Genomic DNA, 1,650 nt, shown 5'->3' with positions numbered 1-1,650 from the left:
ATCGCACAGATAAGAAAAAACACCATGAGGGAAATAATTGCGATGGAGAGTTAGGGTTTTCATAGCACAACCAGTTTAGTAATGGGGTTACGTTTAACTGATTGTGCTTTCTATTTAGATGAATCTAAAAATAACGACATTTGTCTCTAGAGGTGGGTTAGAACAGTTCTTGTTGATGTCTTTTGATTTCTTGCGCTCTCATTTGCCTAATGGCCATATAAACATTTTGAGTCGATATTCCGTGTTTTTTTGCTAGCTCCGGAACGTTGTTTCCGTTGAACTCTTTCCATATGCGCATTCGCTTTAGCTGGTGTTCTAAAAGCTCCCCTTTAGGAAAGTAATACTGAAGCCCGCCAGTATCAGCGCAAAGACGAGAAAGCAACACTAAAGCATAGCCGTCATCTAAGCCTAATTTATTTAATTCGGAACGTAAACTCTCATAAATAGTAAGCATCATGTCTGGCCAACGGTGGCGACTTTCATCTGTTGGCAATAGAGTCTCCAAATCATCAACGCTAACATCATCATACCCAAACATTTCGAAATTTTCTTCACTGTGCATATTCGCCCCCATAAATGCAAAATACCTCCATGTTGGAGGTATTTCTAATATATAACATCGAATATAGCTTGGGGACGCTGTTTAATTTCCCCGTCGACTATCTAAAGGCTTAATTACAAAAAAATGCACCGCACAGCCAATAGCTAGAATAATTGCAATAGTAAGCCCAGCTTTCGACAGAAATAATTGCAAGTCCCAATCAAACCCGTTGAACACACCCCAAATTAGAAAGAAAAAAGCCCCACCAAACGCCATGCTAACTAAGCTTCCTAGCACATACACCACAAGCCCTATTGAATCCCATACTTTCATTAATAACCCTCCTTATAATATGCAGCCAATTTATCATAACCTGCTTCTGCCGTGCACTGTTCATTTAATGGAATACGATCACCACTTTTAGTGATCACTTCGGACATCAATCGATAATGCCATTTCTTCAAGGCTTCTAACACTTCAGCCGCTTGAGTTGACTTAAGCCAAACCGCCTTTTCAATGCCACGTCCATTTGATGCAGTAGTCATGCGCTTCACATAAGCATCAATCGCAACGTCGTTCGCATTGCGGATAAAGCCTTGTTTGTGCATGGTACGCCAAATCGCACGAATCTTTGCTACTTCTGGCGCTCTTGCTTGTGGCTTGCGTTTTGGTTTAAAGCCTAGCGCTTTCATTCTGCCTAACACTTTGGTTAGTTGAATGTCGTTCAAGCCTTTTGCACTTCGCTTGCCTGTGCATTGCTCAAGAACGTCACGATAAGAATCATCTTCCATGGCAAGATCACGCTTAGCGATTTGGACAAGTTTGAGTAAGTTAGACATTGCTCCCCCTAAGCCGCTTTGCGTTTGGCGCTCTTGAGATCCAATCGACAAGCTTTGCACCAACTCTGCAACCCATCGGGGTTTCTTCTGCATGGCGACCAGAACAAGGTGTCTTGCGGCCAATATTCTTGGCAGTGTGGGCACCATTTCTGCAAGCCTAGTTCAGCATCGAGCATGGCTTTACCATTCGCTAAGCGGCGTTGTAATAAACCTGATTTCATTAGTGGTGTGTATTCACCAAACATAATAAAAACCTCCTATAGCTTTGTG

At 42.4% G+C, this 1,650-nt stretch carries 4 protein-coding genes; all 4 read right to left on the bottom strand.

Annotation, left to right across the window (positions count from 1 at the left end):
- Positions 1-157: 157 nt before the first annotated feature.
- The 4 genes from AB6E08_RS23280 to AB6E08_RS23265 all read right to left on the bottom strand — a co-directional run bounded on the left by AB6E08_RS23280 (position 158) and on the right by AB6E08_RS23265 (position 1,625).
- Positions 158-562 carry a Mor transcription activator family protein gene (locus tag AB6E08_RS23280; RefSeq protein ID WP_372067093.1) on the bottom strand — a complete coding sequence of 135 codons (405 nt, stop codon included), beginning with the start codon at positions 560-562 and terminating at the stop codon, positions 158-160.
- Between the two features lie 81 nt (positions 563-643).
- Positions 644-874, bottom strand: a complete 231-nt coding sequence (locus AB6E08_RS23275; protein WP_102506652.1) for a hypothetical protein — start codon at positions 872-874, stop codon at positions 644-646.
- Positions 874-1,380 carry a gp16 family protein gene (locus AB6E08_RS23270; protein ID WP_372067096.1) on the bottom strand — a complete coding sequence of 169 codons (507 nt, stop codon included), beginning with the start codon at positions 1,378-1,380 and terminating at the stop codon, positions 874-876. Before AB6E08_RS23270 ends, AB6E08_RS23275 begins: the two co-directional genes overlap by 1 nt.
- 8 nt (positions 1,381-1,388) lie before the next feature.
- Positions 1,389-1,625 (bottom strand): hypothetical protein, encoded by a 237-nt coding sequence (locus AB6E08_RS23265; protein ID WP_372067099.1) that lies wholly within the window; start codon positions 1,623-1,625, stop codon positions 1,389-1,391.
- Between the last annotated feature and the right edge of the window lie 25 nt (positions 1,626-1,650).

The organism is Vibrio sp. 10N.247.310.24 (genome assembly GCF_041467175.1).
Classification (GTDB): Bacteria; Pseudomonadota; Gammaproteobacteria; order Enterobacterales; family Vibrionaceae; genus Vibrio; species Vibrio tasmaniensis_A.
The sequence above is the reverse complement of the archived record's forward strand: the minus strand, read 5'-3'. Positions and strand labels throughout refer to the sequence as shown.